This is a genomic window from Streptomyces sp. NPDC104831 (genome assembly GCF_055583025.1).
In genome coordinates this window covers 104,773-122,221 of the sequence record NZ_JBVJOT010000014.1, presented here as the reverse complement: position 1 = coordinate 122,221, position 17,449 = coordinate 104,773, and the positions used below count along the sequence as shown (strand labels likewise).

At 75.0% G+C, this 17,449-nt stretch carries 15 protein-coding genes and 2 pseudogenes; 9 read left to right on the top strand and 8 right to left on the bottom strand.

Translation table 11 applies throughout. The features are described 5' to 3' along the window. Nucleotides 1–210 precede the first annotated feature (210 nt). Both ACZ63H_RS12820 and ACZ63H_RS12815 read left to right on the top strand, forming a co-directional pair. On the top strand, nt 211–1,302 hold the full coding sequence (locus tag ACZ63H_RS12820; RefSeq protein ID WP_469864212.1) for a LacI family DNA-binding transcriptional regulator: 1,092 nt from the start codon (nt 211–213) through the stop codon (nt 1,300–1,302). 62 nt (nt 1,303–1,364) lie between these two features. Beyond that, nucleotides 1,365–1,616, top strand: coding sequence for a hypothetical protein (locus ACZ63H_RS12815; RefSeq protein WP_469864210.1), 252 nt, complete (start codon nt 1,365–1,367; stop codon nt 1,614–1,616). Between the two features lie 106 nt (nt 1,617–1,722). Here the strand turns inward: ACZ63H_RS12815 and ACZ63H_RS12810 are convergent, their stop codons facing one another. The 5 genes and pseudogenes from ACZ63H_RS12810 to ACZ63H_RS12790 all read right to left on the bottom strand — a co-directional run bounded on the left by ACZ63H_RS12810 (nt 1,723) and on the right by ACZ63H_RS12790 (nt 6,369). Continuing rightward, a complete protein-coding gene (locus tag ACZ63H_RS12810) occupies nt 1,723–1,980 on the bottom strand; it encodes a hypothetical protein (RefSeq protein WP_467938332.1) in 258 nt (85 codons plus the stop codon). Continuing rightward, on the bottom strand, nt 1,977–2,840 hold the full coding sequence (locus ACZ63H_RS12805) for an isocitrate lyase/PEP mutase family protein (RefSeq protein ID WP_467938330.1): 864 nt from the start codon (nt 2,838–2,840) through the stop codon (nt 1,977–1,979). The genes ACZ63H_RS12810 and ACZ63H_RS12805 overlap by 4 nt, the downstream gene beginning before the upstream one ends. A gap of 156 nt (nt 2,841–2,996) precedes the next feature. Then, nucleotides 2,997–3,390: pseudogene (locus tag ACZ63H_RS12800) on the bottom strand (ThuA domain-containing protein). Between the two features lie 194 nt (nt 3,391–3,584). Then, nucleotides 3,585–4,175: a membrane lipoprotein gene (locus ACZ63H_RS12795; RefSeq protein WP_469864208.1), complete on the bottom strand. Its 591-nt coding sequence runs from the start codon at nt 4,173–4,175 to the stop codon at nt 3,585–3,587. A 736-nt stretch (nt 4,176–4,911) separates the two neighbouring features. Beyond that, on the bottom strand, nt 4,912–6,369 hold the full coding sequence (locus ACZ63H_RS12790; RefSeq protein WP_469864207.1) for an amidase: 1,458 nt from the start codon (nt 6,367–6,369) through the stop codon (nt 4,912–4,914). A gap of 128 nt (nt 6,370–6,497) precedes the next feature. Between ACZ63H_RS12790 and ACZ63H_RS12785 the strand changes: the two genes are divergently transcribed. Together ACZ63H_RS12785 and ACZ63H_RS12780 are read left to right on the top strand one after the other, a co-directional pair. Beyond that, on the top strand, nt 6,498–7,133 hold the full coding sequence (locus ACZ63H_RS12785) for a TetR/AcrR family transcriptional regulator (protein ID WP_469864205.1): 636 nt from the start codon (nt 6,498–6,500) through the stop codon (nt 7,131–7,133). Between the two features lie 309 nt (nt 7,134–7,442). Further along, nucleotides 7,443–7,847, top strand: a complete 405-nt coding sequence (locus ACZ63H_RS12780; RefSeq protein ID WP_469864203.1) for a VOC family protein — start codon at nt 7,443–7,445, stop codon at nt 7,845–7,847. Here the strand turns inward: ACZ63H_RS12780 and ACZ63H_RS12775 are convergent. The 3 genes and pseudogenes from ACZ63H_RS12775 to ACZ63H_RS12765 all read right to left on the bottom strand — a co-directional run. Continuing rightward, nucleotides 7,827–8,516, bottom strand: a complete 690-nt coding sequence (locus tag ACZ63H_RS12775; RefSeq protein WP_469864201.1) for a helix-turn-helix domain-containing protein — start codon at nt 8,514–8,516, stop codon at nt 7,827–7,829. The genes ACZ63H_RS12780 and ACZ63H_RS12775 overlap by 21 nt on opposite strands. Nucleotides 8,517–8,526: 10 nt before the next feature. Further along, complete coding sequence (locus ACZ63H_RS12770) at nt 8,527–9,453, bottom strand: VC0807 family protein (RefSeq protein ID WP_469864199.1); 927 nt, start codon at nt 9,451–9,453, stop codon at nt 8,527–8,529. A gap of 610 nt (nt 9,454–10,063) precedes the next feature. Beyond that, nucleotides 10,064–11,194 (bottom strand): annotated as a pseudogene (locus ACZ63H_RS12765) (YihY/virulence factor BrkB family protein); the annotation flags it as partial. 242 nt (nt 11,195–11,436) lie between these two features. Between ACZ63H_RS12765 and ACZ63H_RS12760 the strand changes: the two are divergent. The 5 genes from ACZ63H_RS12760 to ACZ63H_RS12740 all read left to right on the top strand — a co-directional run bounded on the left by ACZ63H_RS12760 (nt 11,437) and on the right by ACZ63H_RS12740 (nt 17,352). Further along, nucleotides 11,437–13,071: an acyl-CoA dehydrogenase family protein gene (locus ACZ63H_RS12760; protein ID WP_469864198.1), complete on the top strand. Its 1,635-nt coding sequence runs from the start codon at nt 11,437–11,439 to the stop codon at nt 13,069–13,071. A 340-nt stretch (nt 13,072–13,411) separates the two neighbouring features. Further along, complete coding sequence (locus ACZ63H_RS12755; RefSeq protein ID WP_469864196.1) at nt 13,412–14,701, top strand: GAF domain-containing protein; 1,290 nt, start codon at nt 13,412–13,414, stop codon at nt 14,699–14,701. Between the two features lie 158 nt (nt 14,702–14,859). Further along, nucleotides 14,860–16,191: a hypothetical protein gene (locus tag ACZ63H_RS12750; RefSeq protein WP_469864195.1), complete on the top strand. Its 1,332-nt coding sequence runs from the start codon at nt 14,860–14,862 to the stop codon at nt 16,189–16,191. A 377-nt stretch (nt 16,192–16,568) separates the two neighbouring features. After that, nucleotides 16,569–17,141 carry a GNAT family N-acetyltransferase gene (locus ACZ63H_RS12745; RefSeq protein WP_469864193.1) on the top strand — a complete coding sequence of 191 codons (573 nt, stop codon included), beginning with the start codon at nt 16,569–16,571 and terminating at the stop codon, nt 17,139–17,141. 127 nt (nt 17,142–17,268) lie between these two features. Further along, nucleotides 17,269–17,352 carry a putative leader peptide gene (locus ACZ63H_RS12740; RefSeq protein ID WP_309486338.1) on the top strand — a complete coding sequence of 28 codons (84 nt, stop codon included), beginning with the start codon at nt 17,269–17,271 and terminating at the stop codon, nt 17,350–17,352. Nucleotides 17,353–17,449 lie beyond the last annotated feature (97 nt).

The following is a 17,449-nucleotide window of genomic DNA, read 5'->3' as shown; positions in this document are numbered from 1 at the left end:
CGCACGAGAACCCTGCCGGTCCGCCTGTTCGGAGGTTCGAAAGTCGCGGTCGGTCGCATCCCGTGGATTCGTTCGTCTTCCCGCTGTGCTGAGCCACACCTATCGTAGGAAGCGCTTTCTGTCGGCGGCCGGTCATCCGTGCCCGGCCGTCGGCAACGCGTCGGTCGCAGGTGTCGACGGCCCACGGGCGGGCCGGGGAGGCGGTTCGCTATGGTCCGTGCGCGGGGTGCGAACGTGGTGGCCGGACCGACGCTGGCGGTGGTGGCCCGGGAGGCGGGTGTGTCCGTGCCCACCGCGTCGAAGGTGGTCAACGGCCGTGAGGACGTGGCGCCGGAGACCCGCCGCCGGGTGACCGAGGCGCTGGAGCGGCTCGGCTATGTGCGCCGCCCGCGCTTCGACACGGCCCGGGCGCCGGGCCTGGTGGACCTGGTGCTGCACTCGCTGGAAAGTTCCCGGTCGGGCGCGGTGCTGCACGGAGTGGAGGCGGCTGCCCACGAGGAGGGGCTGGACGTGGTGGTGTCCACCGCGCCCGCCCGGGGCCGGGACGCCCGCCCGGAACAGGGGTGGCTGGACAGGCTGACCGCGCGCGGCTCCTCGGGGGCGCTGTTCCACCTGGCGGAGCTGTCCGCCGCGCAGTACGCCTGGCTGGACCACCACCGCATTCCTTACGTGCTCATCGACCCGCCCCACGAGCCGCCGGCCGGCGTGGTGTCGGTCGGGGCGGCCAACTGGCAGGGCGGGGTGTGCGCGACCGGGCATCTGCTGGAGCTGGGCCACGAGCGGATCGGGGTGATCGCCGCGCACCGGCGCACGATGGCCGACGAGGCCCGGCTGGCCGGTTACCGCTCGGCGCTCGCCTCGGCGGGCGTGCGGTACCGCGCCGAGTACGTGCGGCACGCGGACTCCGACGAGTCCACCGCCCGGCTGCGCACGCACGAGCTGCTGGACCTGCCCGAGCCGCCGACGGCCGTCTTCGTGTGCTCGGACCGGATGGCGCTCGGGGTGTACAAGGCGCTCGCGGAGCGGGAGGTGCGGGTGCCGGACGCCATGAGCGTGGTGGGCTTCGACGACCTGCCCGAGGCCCGCTGGGCCGCACCGGCGCTGACCACCGTCCGCCAGCCACTGGCGGAGATGGCGGCCACGGCGCTGCGGCTGCTGGTCCGCATGACACACGGCGACCGTCCCGAGGGCACCCGGACGGAGCTGTCGACCCGGCTGGTACGGCGGGCGAGCACGGCCCCGCCCGCGCCGCGCCGCCCCAGGGCGTACGCGCCCGTCACCGCGGAGCGGCCATCCGCATGACCTCCCAGGCGCGTCGGTCCCTCGTCCGGTGACCCCGTTCCCGCCCGGGTCGTTGGCCGGGCATGAACCACAGCACGCGTACCGCCGCGGCCCTCGCCGTGGCCGCAGTCGCCCTGGCCACCGCCTACGGCACGGCCCGTGCCGCCCGGCACACCCTCGCCCCCGGACAGCAGCGCGTCACCGTGGTCTCGCCCCTCGCGCCGTCCCTCGCGCCGCCCGCCGCACCGCCCGCCGCTTCGCCCGGCGACGAGCACGACCCGAAGGAGGACGTGGAGCTGGACGAGGACGGCCGTCCCGACACCGGGGAGGACTGAGCCCCGGCGCGGGTCCGTCACACGACGACGGCCGGGCATCCCCCGCGAGGGGATTCCCGGCCGTCGTACGTTCCGTGTCGTCCCGCCGAGCAGCCGTCCGTCCCGTTCAGTCCTCGTCGTCCTGGTCGGGACCGGTGAAGAGGGCCTCCACCACGTCCACGGCGCTGCCGTCGTGGTCACTGCCTGCGGTGCCGCTGCCGGCCTGGAGGTTGGCCGTGCGGTCGACCTCGAGCCAGGAGTCGGCCTCCGAGTTGTCGATCACGGTGATCAGGCTGTCGGACGCCGCGGCCGGCGCGGCACCGGCCCCGAGGAGCGCGGCGGCGACCGCCGCGGCCGTCCCGAGCCCGGAGACGGCACGGATCACACGCCCACGCCCTCGGGGACGAGCCGCTCGCGGGCGATGTTGCGCTCCAGCAGGCTGGTGGAGGCCTTCACCCCCACGCCGCTCGCGGGGTCGACCTCCGGCAGCCGGCCGTCGGCCGCCTTGAGGCCGGCGAGCGCGGAGTCCATCGCCTCGTGCGCGGCGAACAGGCACGGGGTGCTGTAGATGGCGACGTCCACGCCGAGATCGGACAGTTCGCCGAGGGACAGGCGGGGGGACTTGCCGCCGGCGATCTGGTTGAACAGCAGCGGCTTGTCCCCGACGACCTCGCGGATCCGCTTGATCCACTCGACGCTGCGCACCCCGTCGACCAGCACCACGTCGGCGTCGGTGGCCGCCAGCCGCTCGGCGCGGTGCAGGATGTCGTGTTCGTCGGTGGCGTCCGTACGGGCGACGACGACCAGGTCCCTGCGCGTCTCCAGGACCTTCTCCAGCTTCTCCAGGTACTCGTCCAGGGGCAGCACCTGCTTGCCATCGGCGTGGCCGCAGCGGCGGGGCCGCTTCTGGTCCTCCAGGATCACCCCGGAGGCGCCGATGCGCTCCAGGCCCTCCACGACGTGGCAGGCGACCTCGGGGTCCACGTATCCGTCGTCGATGTCCACCAGCAGGTGGTGGTGCGGGAACGCGCCGCGCAGCCGCTGGACGAAGGCCACCATGTCGGGCCAGGCGATGAACCCGATGTCGGGCAGCCCGTAGTACGAGGCCGCGAAGCCGAAGCCCGAGACGAACATCCCGTCGTAGTGCTTGGCGGCGATCGACGCCGAGTACATGTCGTACACGCCGATCAGCGGTGTTGTCCCGGGCCCGGCGATGCTTTCGCGCAGCTTCTTACCGTAAGTCAAGGTCCGGCTCCTTCTGTGGGTGGGTGACGCGGGCAGGGTGGGTCACGCGTCTCAACGTCCTTTGCCAAGACAAGAGCATCTCTAGGTAGACACATGACCATCCCTCTACGCGAGCTTTAGTCACCCCAACGGGGTAACCGGTTCACCGCAGAAACGTCACTGAGCCGGTTTTGCCACCCATTCGAGTCCGCCGTTCAGGTGGGCCAGGAAGTCCGGGTCGCGGTACGCGCCGGAGGCGTGCCCCAAGGCTGTGCAAAAGACACGGCCGCCCGCCGGGCCCCGCTCGCGGCACCAGGCCGGCGGATGGTCCGCGCCCATCCCACCGCCCGCCGCCGCACGCACCCCGGCGGCCGGGCCGGGTCAGCACTTCTCCGCCGGTGGACAGGAAGACCACGGCCGCGAATCCGTCCAGCGGGCGTTCGAGGCCCCCGGGATCCTCGGTGTGCTCGACGGCGAACCCGCCGGGCGCCCGGATCGCGTCGACCGCGTCCGGGACGGACTCGTGGCGGTGGCCGGCGGTGCGGGTGTGGAGGAGGAGGCGAGGAGGCATGGCGGGCTCCGGGCGCGGGGGAGCCGGCCGGCGTCCGGTGCGCGCCGGTCGGGTGACGGGCGACAGCGTGGCGGCGGCCCGTGGGGAACGGGATCGGCTGGGCGGGCGGGCGTGAGCGGCCCGGTGGGGCGGGAGCCGGCTCGCCGTGCACGGGGCCGGTCAGCCGCTGCCGGGAACGCCGTTGTCGGGGCCGGTCAGCCGCTGCCGGGGACGCTGTTGTCGGGGGCTCCGTCGCCGCCTGGCGGGAGGTCCCCGCGCTCCACGGGGGCCGTCGCCGTGCGGGGCGGCGGCAGGAGGGGAGCGAGCTCCTCGGGGGCGGGGCGGTGGATGGCGTCGGCGGCCCGGCGGAGCACGTCGGCCGCGACCTTCTCTCCGTAGACCCGGACCACCTGGCCCCTGGCCGGTGCCCGGCAGACATGGCCCTCGGGGCAGTCGGCGGCGCTGCCGCGTTCCGCGTAGAGGTGCAGGATGGCACCGTCCTTCGCCCAGTACGCGACGGAGAAGCCGTCGTCGCCGTTCACCCCGATGGACTGCTGGGCGAGCGTGAAGCCGGGCACGTCGGTGACGTAGACGAGTTCCGGTGCGATGCCCAACGCCCGCAGGCGCTCGTCCATGTCGGCCCGCCCGGGGTCGGCGGACGCCGGCTCCGGGGTGCTCCCCGCGGCCGCCCTCCCGGACGCTGGGGCAGCCGGCCCGGGACCGGAACGCGCCTTCTCGGTGCCGCACGCGGTGAGCAGCGCGGGGAGGAGCAGGAGCAGCGGCAGGGCGCGTGCGGCACGGATCATGCCGCCCATCGTGCCGCACAGGCGTACCGGGGGGTACTCCCGGTCCCGCAACCCCTCGCCCGACGACCGCCGTTCCGCCGTTTCCCGACCATCTGGTGCCCCCCCACACCGGACTCGACCGCCACGGTCACCGCCTTCGCGCGCCGGACCGGGGTCGTGCCGGCGCCCGGCGGGGCACCCGTGCCGGGCCGGGCGCCCGCAACCACCTGCTCGGGCTCGGCGGCGGTCCGGAGAGATCACCGGGTCCGATCCGGAGCGGCCCGAGCCCGCCGGTCCGCGGCCGTGCGGTGGTCCGGACGACCGGACCCACCGTGCCGGCGTGGGCGGTCGGCCCGCCCGGTCCGGCGCGATCGCCGTGACCCGGGCACGGAGCCGGGACCCCGGCCCGGCAGGGTGGACGAACCGCCGCACCCCGGTGCGCCGGTGGCCGGCCGGCACGAACGCCGGGGGGCCCGGATCCGGCGCCGTTCCCACGATGAAGGACACCGAAGGACAACACGGTGGGTCCTTCGGTGAGGGGCAGCCAGGCGCCCGGTGCCGCCGGCCGGCCGCGTACCGCCTCCGGGCCGGGCGCCGCGACCGACACCGCACGCAGCGGGGTGACCGGCAGCGACTCCCCGGACGGACCGATCGGCTACGGCCGCCCCCTCCCCGGTACCTCCCGGCACGCGATCGGCCCGAGCGGCACGCCCGGGGTACGCGGGCATCCGCCGGAGCGTTCTTCCCGGAGCCCTCCTCATCGGGCCCGGCCCGTGGGGTGTCCCGCCCACACCGCAGGGGTGCGACCCGACCACGGACTGGCCTGTTCGAGTTGGCCGGCCAGGCGGAAGAGGCGGCCTTCGAGCCCATGACCGGCGGCGAACTGCATGCCGACGGGCAGTCCGGTCCCGGGGTCGGCCGTGACCGGCACGGACATGGCGGGGGTGCCCGTCACGTTGAACACCGCGGTGAACGGCGAGAGGTCGAACAACCGGCGCAGCCAGCCCGGACCGTCCAGCGTCTCCGCACCCTCGGCATGGGTGCCCAGCGGCACGGGCAGGTCGGGCAGCGTCGGGGTGAGCAGCAGGTCGTACGCCTCGAAATACCGCCCCAGGCTCCGAGCGATCCGGTTCCGGAGCGCGAGAGCGGCGACGAACTGGGCGCCGGTGACCCGCCGTCCGTGACGATAGGCGGCGAGGACGGGCGGTTCGAGGGTCGAGGAGTCGACGGGCCGGCCGAGCGCGGCGGCCAGCTCGTCGACCGAGGCCGTGAGGTTCGCACTCCACTGATGGGCACTGGCCAGCACGAACTCCTCCCAGTCGGCGCCCAGTTCGACTTCGGCCTCCTCCACGCGATGGCCGAGGGATTCGAGCAGGCGCACGGTGCGGGAGAGGGCGTCGGCCACGGGGGCGGTGGTGCGGTGCCCGCCCCACGCGTGGGCGAGGACCCCGATCCGCAACGAGCCCGGGGAACGGGTGACCTCCTCCGCGTACGGCCGGGGCGGTTCCGGTGCGACGTAGGGGTCGCCGGGCTCCGGGCCGCGGATCTGGTCGAGCAGCACCGCGCTGTCCCGTACCGTGCGGCTGACCCCGCCCTGCACGGCCAGGCCGTTGAAGACCTCGTCGGCGTCGGGCCCCATGGAGACCCGGCCGCGGGTGGGCTTCAGCCCGAACAGGCCGTTGCAGGCGGCGGGTATGCGCAGGGAACCGGCGGCGTCCGTGGCGTGTGCGACCGGGACCACCCCGGCGGCGACCGCCGCGCCCGCGCCCCCGCTGGACCCGCCGGCGCTGCGCGCCGTGTCCCAGGGGTTGCGGGTCGCGCCGTACAGCACCGGTTCCGTCGTGGTGCTGTAGGCCATCTCCGGGGTCGCGGTACGCCCGAACGTCACGAGGCCCGCGCGGCGGAAGCGCCGCATCAGGAAGGAGTCGGCGGCGGCGACGTGCCCGGCCGCGAGACGGCTGCCCAGTTCCGTCCGCCGTCCGGCCATGGTGACCCCGAGGTCCTTGATCAGGAAGGGGACACCGGCCAGCGGGGCGTCTTGGGGGGCGGGTTCGCCGTCGGCCGGCCAGGTCTCCACGATGGCGTTGATCCGCGGGTCGACCGCCCGCGCGGCCTCGCGTGCGACCGCTTCCAGCTCGGCGGGCGTCACGTCGCCCTTGGCCACCAGTTCCGCGAGCCCGACGGCGTCGAAGGTCACGTACTCGGCAACTCTCACCTGTTCACTCCAGCGGAAAGAAGGATACCGAACAGTCCCTCACGATACCGATCGGTATCGTGAGGGACGGGCTGGTACCGTAGCAGCGGGTGGAGGTCGTCACAACGGACCCAGGTCACGGAGCAGTCATGGCATCGACGGTCAGCAGGCCGACCAGGGTGGCGAAGCTGCCGCCCCGTGAGCGCATCCTCGACGCGGCGGAAGAGCTCTTCCAGCGCGAGGGGATCCGGCGGGTGGGCGTGCAGGCCATCGCCGAGAAGGCCGAGACCACCAAAATGGCGATCTACCGGCACTTCGAGACCAAGGACGCGCTGGTCGCGGAGTGGCTGCGGATCGTCGCCGCCGACTACCAAGCGGTGTTCGACCGGGTCGAGGCCGACCACCCGGGCCGGCCCAGGGAGCAGATCCTGGGCATCGCCCGCTTCATCGCCGAGGGGCTGCCGGCGATCTCGCACCGGGGCTGCCCGTTCATCAACTCCATCGCCGAACTGCCCGACCGCTCCCATCCCGCCCGGCAGGTCGTCGAGCAGCACAAGGCCCTCCAGATGCGCAGGCTGGTCGGCATGTGCGCCGCGGCGGGGCTGCCCGACCCCGGACAGGCCGCGGCCGAGATCACCTTCCTCCTCGAAGGCGCACAGGTCTGCGCACAGAACGGCAGCGTCGATCAGGCCGGTGACCGGCTGATGAACATGGTGCGGCGGATCCTCGATCAGCACGGTTCCTCCGTTTCCTCGCACGACGGGTCGCGAGCGCCCACCGACTGACGGCCCTCGGCCGCCCGTTCACCAGACTTCGCCGTCCGGGTCCCCGAGGCGCCGCGGTGGCACCGCCCGGCACCCGCCAAGGGGCGGGCCGAGGACACGTCGGGGCCGCACTACGGCAATGGGCGCGCGAGCGCGGCCCCTTGTGTGAGCGATCCGCGACCGGCGGCTCTCCGGGACGCCTCCGGGCGGGGCGGGGGGACGGGGCAGCATCCCCGTTCTGACAGGCACCGCCCCCGTACGGTCGAGTGGTCGCGGCCGGTGTCCGTTTTCTTCAAGACCGGCCCGCCGGCCGCTGCCTACGGTGGCGCCATGACCGTACGCATCGCCGTGATCGGCCTGGTCGCTTCCGACCTGGCCGCCTCCCTCGCCTTCTACCGCCGCCTGGGGCTGACCTTTCCCGAGGGGGCCGAGGAACAGCCGCACGTGGAGGCCGAGTTGCCCGGCGGGCTGGTGCTCGCCCTGGACACCGAGGAGACCGTCCGCTCCTTCCATTCCGGATGGCAGCCACCCGCGGGCGCGGGACGGGCCTCGCTGGCCTTCCGCTGCGGCTCCCCCGCCGAGGTCGACGCCCGGTACGAGGAGTTGGTGGCCGCCGGCCACCACGGGGAGCTGAAGCCGTGGGACGCCTTCTGGGGCCAGCGGTACGCCATCGTGCACGACCCGGACGGCACCCCGGTCGACCTGTTCGCCCCGCTACCCGTCCCCGGCGAGTAGCTCCCCGAGCGGCAGCCCCGCCAGCCGCCGCACCTCCCGCGCCAGGTGCGGCTGGTCGGCGTATCCCGCGCGGATCGCCGTCTCGGCGTACGGCGTCCCGGCGCGGGCCAGGGCCAGCGCCCGCCGCAGGCGCAGGATCCGGGCCAGGGTCTTGGGCCCGTATCCGAACGCGGTGAGGCAGCGGCGGTGCAACCAGCGCTCGCCGACGCCGAGTTCGGCGGCCGTCGCCGACACCGCTCGGCCCTCGCCCAGGCACTCCACCAGCCGTCGCAGCAACGGCTCCGGGGCCTCCGCCTCCGCAGCCCGGTCCAGGGCGATGTCCTCCAGCGCACGCGCCGGGTCGGGAGCCGCGGCGATCCGGTCGCACAGCCGCCGGACCCTCGCCGCGGGCCACAGGTCCGCCAACTCCACGCGCAGGTCCCTCAGTTCGTGCGCCGGCACGCCGAGCAGCGCGGGCGCGGTGCCGGGGAAGAAACGGACGCCCGCCCAGGAACGCGCCGGGCCCTCGGGGGCGTAGGGGCGGGTGTCGGGACCCGCGACCAGCAGCCGGCCCTCGCTCCACAGCAGGTCCATGCAGCCGTCCGGGAGCACGGGCCGGACACTGGCGCCGGTCGGGGACTTGGTCCACACCACCGCGCCGGCCAGCCGCGACGCCCGCTCCGCGTACACGGGAGCCAGCCTACGGGCTTCCCGGACCCGCCCGCGGTGCCGCCGCCTGCGCGGGGGCGCCGAACAGCGGGAGGGCGTGGCATATGCGGAAGCGGCGGGCGTGGACGGCGGTGAGCGCGGCGGTCAGGGCCAGCAGGACGAGGGAGGCGGCGCGGTCGAGCAGCGGCACCGTGTCGGCGGGCAGGGTCGCGGCGGCCACGGCGCCCAGCGCGCCATCGAGGAGTTGCCCGGTCCCCCAGAGCACGGTGAGGGTGCGGAGCGCGCGGCGGAAAGGGGCGCTGTCCCGCCAGAGCGCGGCCCGTGCGTGGACCGCGTCGCCCCGGTGCAGCCGCTGGCCCAGCCGGAACGCCAGGGGTCTCGGGGTGAACGCGGTGGCGAGTGCCCAGCCGCCGACCGCCAGGGGCGGCGCCGCGTTCTTGAACAGCAGGGCGCGGGGGCCGCCACCGGTCAGGGACACCAGCGCGGCGGCGAGCAGCAGGAGCGTGAGGAAGAGGTCCACCCCGTCGGTCCGGCGGTGCCGCACGGCACCCGTCAGCAGGCGCAGGGCAGGCGGTGCACCGCTGAGCAGCAGGGCCGGGCCCTGCTCGGCGCCGGCGGCGCGGGCCGCGCAGTACGCGAGGAGCGGGAGGAGGATGTCCACGGCGAGGGACAGCAGGGGGCCGCGGAGGGTGCCGGGTGGCTTCGGCTGTCCCCGGGACCTCGCGGGTCCGTCCGGCCTGGGGGGCAGGGGCGATGACGGCGGCCGGGGAGACTTTCGCAGGCTGGTCGGTCCGCTCGCCTCGGCTGCCCTGGCGTACCTGGTCGACGGGGGCGTCGCAGCCGGCCCGGCCGCCCCGGTCCGCCTGATCGGCCCGGTGGCGGCGCCGGTCGTCCCCGCTGACCCCGCCTGCCTCCCCGTCCTGCCGCGCCGTTCCTCGCGTAGCGTCCGCTCCGTCATGTCCGCTGCCTCCTTGCCCGGTGCCAGGGCCGTGCCGGGTGGTGCCGCGACGGCGGCACCCGGCTGTCCTGCCGCGGCCGGACGGCTCCGGCCTGTGCGATCACGCTAGGCGCGGGGCGGTCTCCGGCGGATCGGAGCACGGGTGGAGCAGCGGGTGGAAAACGAGTGGAGGGTCACCGGCGTGTTCTCCACCGACGGGTCCAGCTCTCGGGGTGGAGACGGCCGGCCGTCGGACGGCTCGGCCGTCGGAGGGCGGCGGGCAGGCGGGCGGGCTCGGCCCTCACCACTCGGGGTGTGCCGGATCCCTGCCGTCCCCGCCGCCGGCCGCACCGGCCCTCCCGCCGCCGGCGTTGCCGAAACCGCTGCCGCCGCCGTTGTTCCAGTAGCCCCCTCCGCCGGCGCCACCGCCACCCCCGGCCCAGTACCCGCCGGCCCCGCCGAAGCCATCGCTCCCGGCACCCCCTGCGCCGCCCCCGAAGCCGCCGCCCCCACCGAATCCACCGGAACCGCCGGCTCCACCGACGCCCCCCGGGCCGTCGGCGCCCCCGCTGCCCGGACCGTCCTCGGGGCCGCCCGTGCTCCCGTTCTCCGCGTTCCCCTTCGCGTTCCCGTCGCCCCGGTGAGCGTGATGCGGGTTCCGGGCATGGCCGCGCAGGCGCGCGGTCACGTCCTCCGGAGGCAGGAAGCGGGACCAGCGCTCGGGGTACTCGGAGGGCATGTCGGGGTCGTCGGGGTCGGTCTCGCGGGCGGCGGCCGCGGCGCGGGCCACGTACTCGGCGACCTGGGCCTCCCGCATCCGCTCGTTGGCCTCGCGCGCCGCGGCCGTGGCCGCGGCCGGCCACACCCGGTCGATGGCCGCGTTCACGGCCGCGCCGACGAGCACGGCGAAGGCGCCCACGCCGATCCACAGCAGGACCGCGACGGCGGCGGCGAGGGAGCCGTAGATCGTGGCGCCCTCGATGGTGTACGTGAGGTAGATGCGCAGCAGGAAACTGCCCAGGACCCACATCGCGAGGGCGACCAGCGCGCCGGGCACGTCCTCGATCCACGGGGAGCGGACCGGCACCGAGACGTGGTACAGCGTGGTCAGGAAGGCGATGGACAGGACGATCACGACCGGCCAGTACAGGACCTGTACGACCGTCCCCGACCAGGGCACGATCCGGACCACCGCGTCCGGCCCGGCCACCATCAGCGGCAGCGCCACCGAGCCGATCAGCAGCGCCACGATGAACAGCAGGAACGCCATGATCCGGGTCTTGACGATGCCCCGGACGCCGTCGAGCCCGTACATGACGGTGATGGTGTCGATGAAGACGTTCACCGCGCGCGAGCCCGACCACAGGGCGAACAGGAAACCTATCGAGATCACGTCCGGCCGGCCGCCCCGCATCACGTCGTGCAGGATCGGCTCGGCGATCTCCTTGACGCCCTTGTCGGACAGCACCGTGCGGGAGGCGTCCAGGAGGTTGGTCTCCAGGCTGTGGATGGTGTCCGCGCCGGTCCAGTCGTCGACGTAGCCGAGCAGGCCGATCAGGCTCAGCAGCAGCGGCGGCACGGACAGCAGCGTGAAGAACGCCGCCTCCGCCGCCAGGCCGAGGATGCGGTACTCCATGCAGGAGTTGACGGTGTCCTTGAGCAACAGCCAGGCGGTCCTGCGTTTGGAGACGTTCCGGTAGAGAGCTCTGGCCCGGTGGAAGCGGCCGGCCGGGCGCTCGGGGGTTTCACTTGCTGGCTGCACGAGCCAAAGGTATCCGCAGCACGGGACCGCCCTCACCTTCCGGGGCCCGCGACCGGTTCCCCGGGGTCCGGGGAACCGGTTCCGGCCCGCCGCGCGACTCCTTTGTGCCACTCTGGGTACGGTCTTGTCGGAGCCGTCCCCCGCTCCCTTCCCCGAGGCGTCCCTGATCCCCTGCCCGGAGAAGTCCCCCATCGGCCTTCCCGGACAGGTTTCCCGTCGCCTTCCCGGGTAGGTTCCCCACCATGGCAGGCACTCCCACCCACACCGTGACGAACCAGCCGCCCCCGCTGGTCGGCTACGACGTCTTCACCGCCGACCGCGCCCTCACCGAGGCCGTCGACCGGTACACCGGAGCGGACGTGCTGGAGGAGGTGCGCGCGGAGCTGTCCGCGCTCGGCCGGGCCGTGGGTTCGGCGCAGGTGCAGGAATGGGCGGTGCGGGCGAACGAACGTCCGCCCCGGCTGCGCAGCCACGACCGGTACGGCCACCGGATCGACGAGGTGGAGTTCGACCCGGCCTGGCACCGGCTGCTCGGCAAGGGGGTCTCGGCCCGGCTGACCGGCGCCTGGAGCCGGCCCTCCGGGCAGGTGCGCCGGGCGGCCGGGTTCCTCTTGTGGACGCAGGCCGAGGCGGGCACCTGCTGCCCGCTGTCGATGACGCACGCGGCCGTGCCCGCACTGCGCGCCGACGCGGAGCTGGCCGCCGAGTGGGAGCCCCGGCTGACGTCCACGGTCTACGACCCGCAGTTGCGGCCCGCCGGGCAGAAGCCCGGGGCGCTGTTCGGGATGGGCATGACGGAGAAGCAGGGCGGCAGCGACGTCCGCGCCAACACGACCGTCGCCCGGCCGCTCGCGGAGGCGGGCGCGTACCTGCTGACCGGCCACAAGTGGTTCTGCTCGGCGCCCATGTCCGACGCCTTCCTGGTGCTGGCGCAGGCCCCGGACGGGCTCACCTGCTTCCTGGTCCCCCGGGTCCTGCCGGACGGCGGACGCAACGTCTTCCTGATCCAGCGGCTGAAGGACAAGCTGGGCAACCGCTCGAACGCCTCCGCCGAGGTCGAATTCGACGGCACCTGGGCGCGCCGGGTCGGCGCGGAGGGCGACGGGGTGCGGACGATCATCGGGATGGTCGCCGCGACCCGGCTGGACTGCGCGCTCGGCTCGGCGGGGCTGATGCGGCAGGCGGTGGCCCAGGCGGTGCACCACTGCGCCCACCGGGAGGCGTTCGGCGGCAAGCTGATCGACAAGCCGCTGATGCGCAACGTGCTCGCCGATCTCGCGCTGGAGTCGGAGGCGGCGACGGCGCTCGCGCTGCGGCTCGCCGCGGCCTGCGACGACGGCGGGGAACAGGAGCGGGCGTTCCTGCGGCTGGCGGTGCCGGCCGCCAAGTACTGGATCACCAAGCGGTGCGCGCCCGTGGCCGTGGAGGCGGCCGAGTGCCTGGGCGGCAACGGGTACGTCGAGGAGTCCGGCCTGCCCCGGCTGGTGCGGGAGTCGCCGCTGAACTCCGTCTGGGAGGGCGCGGGGAACGTGCAGGCGCTGGACGTGCTCCGGGCGCTGCGCCGGGAGCCGGGCGCGCTGGACGCCTGCCTGACCGAGATCGGCCGGGCGCACGGCGCGGACCACCGGCTGGACCGGGCGGTGAAGGACCTGTTCACCGAACTCGCGGACCTGGAGGGCGTCGAGGGGCGGGCCCGGCGCCTGGTCGAGCGGCTCGCGCTGGTCCTCCAGGGATCGCTGCTCGTGCGGCACGCGCCGCCGGAGGTCGCCGACGCCTTCTGCGCCTCCCGGCTGGGCGGCGACCGCGGCGCGTCCTTCGGCACCCTGCCCGGGGGCCTGGACCTGGCGGCGGTGGTCGAGCGGGCGCGGCCGGCCTGACCCGCCCCGGGGGCGCCGGCCTCTCCGGCGCCCCGGCCCGCGCCGGCCGGACCGTCATCGGCAAGGGGTGGTGCTGCGCCGACACGGCACCACCCCCGCCGCGCGGGCCTGTTGGGCCCCCGCGGACGCGCATCGCGTCGTGGTCAAGTCTCGGCCGCCGCCCTGTGGACCACCAGGGTTGCGGGGGGTTGCAACTTATGGGGGCACATGCGCGGAGTCTGTGCCTCCGCCATGAGCGGAGCGGCACTATGTGAGGACAGTCGGACCGGAAACCGCCGCCCGGACGGCTTGACAGGAGTGTTCGACGCCTTCCGGGAGGACCGCAGTGGGGAATCCGCCGATGGATCTGGCGCGCCTGGCCGCGCGGGACGCGGCGCAGGCGGCGCGGGTGCTGAGCGAGGTGCGCGAGGCCGCGCTCGCCGGGAGACGTGCGCGGATCGCGCCCCGTCCGGTGATCGAGCAGTCGTGGCACCGGGTGCTGCGCAACGGTGTCGATCCGGAACGCGATGTCCGCGCCGGGCTGTTGCCCTCCGACGAGGTGCGGCGACGGCGGGAGGAGTCCCCGCTTCGGCAGGTGCTGCCGGTGCTCCGGGAGGGGCTTCTTTCGGTCGCGGACGTGGCACAGCACATCATGGTCGTCGCGGACGCCGACGGGCGGGTGCTGTGGCGGGAGGGCGCGCCCCCGGTGCTGCGCAAGGCCGACGGGCTGGGGTTCGAGGTCGGCGCTGACTGGCGGGAGGACGTCGTCGGCACGAACGGGGTGGGCACTCCCGCGGTGGTGCGGCGGCCCGTCCAGGTGTTCGCCGCCGAGCACTTCGTCCGCTCGCACACGTCCTGGACGTGTACGGGCGCGCCGATCACCGATCCACGGGACGGCCGGCTGCTCGGTGTGGTGGATGTCAGCGGTCCGTTGGAGACCATGCATCCGGCCACCCTCGCCTGGGTGGACTCGGTGGCCAAGCTGGCCGAGGCCCGGCTGCGGGAGCTGCATCTGACCTCGCTGGAGCGGCTGCGGGCGGTGGCGGCGCCGGTGCTGGCCCGGCTGGCCGGACGGGCCGTGGTGGTGGACCGGGACGGCTGGGCGGCGGCGGTGACCGGGATGCCGTACGTGCGGCGGGTGCCGCTGCCCAAGTCGCTGGCGCCGGGCCACCGGTGGCTGCCCTCGCTGGGCGCGTGCGCGGTGGATCCGCTGGCCGGGGGCTGGCTGCTGCGGGCGGAGGAGCGGCCGCCCGCCCCGGCCCGGATCGTGCTGGACCTCGCCGGGCGGGACCGTCGTACGGTCACGGTCACCGGCTCGGGGGGTTCCTGGTCGCGGGAGTTGAGCCCGCGCCACGCGGAACTGCTGTTCCTGCTCGCCGAGTACCCCGCCGGACGGGGGGCGGCGGGGCTGGCCGAGGATGTGTTCGACGATCCCTCCCGGACGGTGACCGTGCGGGCGGAGATGTCCAGGATCCGGCGGTATCTGGGGGAACTTCTCCGCCATCGGCCGTATCGTTTCTGCGAGGATGCGGACGTGGCGGTCGTCCTGCCGGACAACCCCGTTGACCTGCTCCCGCACTCGTCGGCGCCCGCGGTGGTGCGGAAACGGAATGCCGGGCACGCGGGCCGTGGCGCGCGGCCCCCGGCGTAGACGCCTTCCCGGCGCGGCGCTCCCCGGCTGCGGTCGGCTCCGCGCTCCGGGCCCTGTCCGGCCCGTTCCTGCCGTAGCATCCGTACGGGCCGCCCCCTCTGCTCCTCGCGTCAAGGTACGGACCATCAGGCGCAGTTGGGCCGGCCACTGGAGGAGAGATGAAGCATCGCGGCAGACACCGGCGGCGCAGGCGGGGCGCGGCCCTGCGCGCCGTCCTGGCCGGGACCGCGCTGGCGCTCACCGCCGCCGCCACCGTGATCAGCACCTCCCAGGCGGGGGTCGCCAAGGAGCCCGGCGCGCTCACGCCGCTGACCTCCCCGGCGGACACCGGACGGCTCCGGCTCCAGGAGCACCCGGTACCCGCCAGGTCGCTCGACCGGCTCGCCGCCGCGATGGGCCGCCCGGTCGGCGTGGACGCCGTCCTGCGCGGTGCCGACCGCCGGCTGCGCGCGGCGGACGACTGCTCCGCCGACGACCGCGCGTCGCTGCCGGTCGCCCCGGCCGCCGCCCGCGCCTACTGCTGGGACCCGGCCGACACCGGCGGCGACTGGCGGCCGGCCTCGGTGACCACCTCCGGGGACGCGGACGACGACGGCCTCTGGGGCACCCACCGGGTGGTCCTGGCCGGCTGGACCCACAGCACCACCGCCGGCCGCCCCGGTGAACGGGGCCTCGCCCGGGTCGCCTTCGTCGACGCGGACGACCCCGCGCACCTCGTGTACCGCTGGGCGCTGCTGGTGGTGCCCGTGAACGGCGGCCGGGACTACCGGGGACTGGTCTCCGGCGTCTCGGGCATGGTCTGGCACCGGAACAAGCTGCTGGTGACCACCACGGCCGGCGGCGCCGACGCGCTGTACGTCTACGACCTCGACCGCATCCAGCGCACCACGGTCGACGGCCCCGAGGTCGGCCGGGTGCCCGGCGGCTGGTCCGCCGGCGGCCACGGCTATGTCCTGCCCGCCGTCGCCTCGTACCGCTTCACCGCCGGCCGCTGCTCCCCCACCGGGCCGCCCTGCCCCGGGGCGCTCGCCCTGGACCGCGGTACGGCACCCGACAGTCTGGTGGCCGCGGAGTGGACCGAACCGGACGGCGACCGGCCCGCGCGGCTGTGGCGGTACGCGTTCGGCACCGAACCGGCGCGGCCCGGGCCGCTCGCCACGGACGGCGCGGGGCGGGTGGACGCGGTGGAGGCGTACCGCACCCGGGCGGCCGGGATCACGGGCGTGCTGTCGTACCGGAAGGCCGGGGCGGACCGGCCGTCCTGGTATGTGGGACGGCTGCCCGGTACGCAGGACGGGCACGGCGGGCTGTGGCGGCAGGACACCGGGGGGGCCGGGGCGGCCCGCTGCGGCGCCGACGCCTCCGACCGCTGCTGGGCGCGAGACGCGGGCTCCCTGTCCTACTGGCGGGAGACCGGTGAGGTGTGGTCGCTGTCGGACCGCATGCTGTTCACCCTGCCCCTGGCCGACCTGGACGGTGCGCTGGACTGACCCGGCCCGCCGGGCGTCGCCGCCGTCGCCACCCGGGCGCCGACGGCGGCCCGGTCGCCGGGGGCGCGCCACGTCCGCCACGACCGGGGGCGCACCGGACCGTTCGGCCCGCGGAGCCGGACCGGTCCGACGGCGCGCGCCCGGCGGTCGCGCGCACCAACCCGATCGCGCCCCCGCCGGGCCCCGGCAGACCGCCGACCGGTGCAGGCCCCCCGCCACCGGAACCCCCGCCCCGGCGAAGGCCCGGTCCGCGTCCCCGCCGCCGGCCCCCTGCCCGGTGAAGGGCCGCCGCCGTCGGAACCCCCGGCCCGGCGGGCCCCCGGCTCCGCGCCGGCGGACGTCGACAGACGACGCGGCGGGATGATTCCCTGGCCCGCATGAACAGCGTTCCCGTCACCACCTGGTCCCTCGAGCAGACCGATCCGGCCGACCTCCTTCCCGCCGCCGCCCCCGACGGCGATGTCCGGATCGTCCGCGCCGAGGTGCCCTCCCCCGAGTTCAGCCGGTTCCTGTACGCCTCGGTGGGCGGTGACATCCGCTGGACCGACCGGCTGGGCTGGACGTACGCGCACTGGCGGGAGTACCTGGAGCGGCCCGGCGTGGAGACGTGGGTGGCGTACGACCGGGGCACCCCGGCCGGCTATGTGGAGATGGAGCCGCAGGACGACGGCGCGGTGGAGATCGTCTACTTCGGGCTGGTCCCCGCCTTCCGCGGCCGGCGCATCGGCGGTCATCTGCTCGCGTACGGCACGGCCCGCGCCTGGGACCTGGCCGAGCGGTGGCCGGGGTGGGCGCCGACCAAGCGGGTGTGGCTGCACACGTGCAGCAAGGACGGCGAGCACGCCATGGACAACTACCTGCGCCGGGGCTTCAAGTTGTTCGACACCAAGGTGGAGCTGGAACCGGACGTGGCCACTCCGGGGCCGTGGCCCGGGGCATACCCCGCCTGACCTGCCGGGACAAGCCTCCCGGCAGCACATGTGAGCGACACCACCCCTGTTTCACATAGCGGGACAACCATGTCCGGATGATGGACGAAGCTGGACTGTGTCCAGATCGCCGTGACACGCTTCCGTCATGTCCGGAACTGGAATTGCCTTGGTGAGTCGGCGGCACGTCGACCTCGGCCGCATGTCCAGCGCCATCTGTCCGGCGAGCTGACGCCTCCAGCACCGCCGCGAAACCCGTCCCCCTGCCTCCCGCGCAAAGCCGCGCACGCCTGCCCGCGTGCGCGCGTCGGCGCAGGTCAGAGCTGATT

Coding starts and splice junctions, on each gene's coding strand:
- ACZ63H_RS12760 (WP_469864198.1), top strand. CDS start 11,437: ATGGCAGGCACTCCCACCCACACCGTGACGAACCAGCCGCCCCCGCTG.
- ACZ63H_RS12740 (WP_309486338.1), top strand. CDS start 17,269: ATGTCCGGAACTGGAATTGCCTTGGTGAGTCGGCGGCACGTCGACCTC.
- ACZ63H_RS12795 (WP_469864208.1), bottom strand. CDS start 4,175: ATGATCCGTGCCGCACGCGCCCTGCCGCTGCTCCTGCTCCTCCCCGCG.
- ACZ63H_RS12750 (WP_469864195.1), top strand. CDS start 14,860: ATGAAGCATCGCGGCAGACACCGGCGGCGCAGGCGGGGCGCGGCCCTG.
- ACZ63H_RS12815 (WP_469864210.1), top strand. CDS start 1,365: ATGAACCACAGCACGCGTACCGCCGCGGCCCTCGCCGTGGCCGCAGTC.
- ACZ63H_RS12780 (WP_469864203.1), top strand. CDS start 7,443: ATGACCGTACGCATCGCCGTGATCGGCCTGGTCGCTTCCGACCTGGCC.
- ACZ63H_RS12755 (WP_469864196.1), top strand. CDS start 13,412: ATGGATCTGGCGCGCCTGGCCGCGCGGGACGCGGCGCAGGCGGCGCGG.
- ACZ63H_RS12820 (WP_469864212.1), top strand. CDS start 211: ATGGTCCGTGCGCGGGGTGCGAACGTGGTGGCCGGACCGACGCTGGCG.
- ACZ63H_RS12745 (WP_469864193.1), top strand. CDS start 16,569: ATGAACAGCGTTCCCGTCACCACCTGGTCCCTCGAGCAGACCGATCCG.
- ACZ63H_RS12785 (WP_469864205.1), top strand. CDS start 6,498: ATGGCATCGACGGTCAGCAGGCCGACCAGGGTGGCGAAGCTGCCGCCC.
- ACZ63H_RS12770 (WP_469864199.1), bottom strand. CDS start 9,453: ATGACGGAGCGGACGCTACGCGAGGAACGGCGCGGCAGGACGGGGAGG.